This window comes from Nocardia sp. CY41, assembly GCF_009829325.1.
Taxonomy (GTDB): Bacteria; Actinomycetota; Actinomycetes; order Mycobacteriales; family Mycobacteriaceae; genus Nocardia.
On sequence record NZ_VUOS01000106.1, the window covers coordinates 1 to 1827 of the forward strand.

General features: G+C 65.4%; 1 protein-coding gene and 2 pseudogenes. 2 read left to right on the forward strand and 1 reads right to left on the reverse strand.

The features are described from left to right. Positions 1-240: 240 nt before the first annotated feature. Both GVY64_RS39415 and GVY64_RS37565 read left to right on the forward strand, forming a co-directional pair. Positions 241-630 (forward strand): annotated as a pseudogene (locus tag GVY64_RS39415) (ISL3 family transposase); the annotation flags it as partial. Between the two features lie 34 nt (positions 631-664). Further along, positions 665-1678, forward strand: a complete 1014-nt coding sequence (locus GVY64_RS37565; RefSeq protein ID WP_236567549.1) for a transposase — start codon at positions 665-667, stop codon at positions 1676-1678. Between the two features lie 21 nt (positions 1679-1699). On the opposite strand, the pseudogene GVY64_RS36855 reads toward GVY64_RS37565, so the two are convergent. Further along, positions 1700-1827: pseudogene (locus GVY64_RS36855) on the reverse strand (transposase); the annotation flags it as partial.

Genomic DNA, 1827 nt, shown 5'->3' on the forward strand with positions numbered 1-1827 from the left:
CTACACCGGTACCGCCGCCTGGCCACCCGCTGGGAACGACGCACCGACATCCACCAAGGATTCCTCGACCTCGCCGCCGCCCTCATCTGCTGGCGAAGACTCCGCAACCGAACCTGATAGGCGCTCTTGGCTGATCTGGTGATAGAAGCAGTCGACAGCGAGGGAGATGGGCTGGTTCTCCGGGCCGCGGTTGCCGCCTCGACTGCCCGGTGTCAGGGATGCGAGTCGGTCTCTGCGCGTGTGCACTCCCGCTATCAGCGCACACTGGCCGATGCCGCGATCGCCGGCCGGGTGGTGACCGTCCAGCTGATGGTCCGGCGGTCCTTCTGTTCGAACAGTGATTGCCCGGCGAAGACCTTCGCCGAACAGGTTGCCGGGCTGACGGCGAAGTGGTCGCGGCGCACGAGCCGATCGAGGTCGATGTTGGTCGCGATCGGGTTGGCGATGGCAGGTCGTGCCGGCGCCCGGCTGGCGGGCCGATTGAGGCTGCCGGCCAGCCGAGACACGTTGATCCGGCTGGTCCGCCGGTTTCCGGACCCGCCGAACAGCCTGGTCGCGATTCTGGGTGTCGACGATTTCGCTGTCCGCCGCGGCCACCGTTACGGGACGGTCATGGTCGATCTCGACACGCGCAGACCGATCGATCTGATCGACGGCCGCGACGGTGACGCCCTGGCTGCATGGCTCCGCGGCAGGCCTCTGCCGCAGATCATCTGCCGGGACCGGGCCGGCGGGTTATGCCGAGGGCGCGCGGCAGGGTGCTCCGGCCGCGCTGCAGGTGGCCGACCGGTTCCATCTGTGGCAGAACCTCGGCCAGGCCGTGGAGAAAGATCTCTCGGCGATTCGCCGCGAGCTGACTACGGCTCTGGCCGCGGAAGCTGCCACTGAGCCGTCCGTTCAAGCGCCTGCGGTCGTCGATCATGTTGAATTGAAGGTGGTCAGACGCTTCCGGCATCAGCATGCCGCGGTTCACCGGCTGCTGCAGCAGGGCCTGAGCAAGTCCGCGGTCGGTCGTGAGCTGGGCCTGCATCCAGCGACAGTGCGCAAGTTCGCCAATGCCGAGACGGTCGATCCGCTGATCGCCAAGAACCAGCAGCGTTCGTCCATCCTGGACGGCTACCACGAGCATCTGCACCGACGCTGGAACGACGGCATCCGCAACGGCGCCCAGCTCACCCGCGAGATCGCCGAGCTGGGATATCCCGGCACCGAACAGCAGGTTCAACGCTATCTGCGCCGGTTCCGCACCAGGACCGGCCACATGCCGGTCCCCGCGCCACGACCACCGTCGGTCCGCGACATGACCCGGTGGATCATGACCGACCCTGCCAACCTCCCCACCGACGACACCACCAGCCTGCACCGACTCGGCAAACGCAGCAAAGACCTGAGCCGTCTGGCGAACCATGTCGAGGACTTCGCGATCATGATGACCCGACTGGAGGGTCACCGCCTCGAAGAATGGATCAACATTGTCGAGAAAGACTTACTGACCGCGATCGCCTCATTCGCCCGCAACCTCCGCCGCGATATCGACGCAGTCCGCAACGGCCTGACCCTGCCCTACAGCTCCGGCCCGGTCGAAGGCCACATCAACCGCATCAAGATGATCAAACGCCAAATGTTCGGCCGAGCCAACCTCGACCTACTCCGCAAACGCACACTGCACCAGATTTGATCACGAAGACTGCGCCAGAGCCCGGACCTTCACATGCACGGCATCGATGAACACCACCGGATACACCCGCTCGAGTGGCCGGTTGCACCAGTCGGTCATCTCGCCGATCACCTTCTCGGTGATCCGGGAGATCGTGTCCTTGGATACCG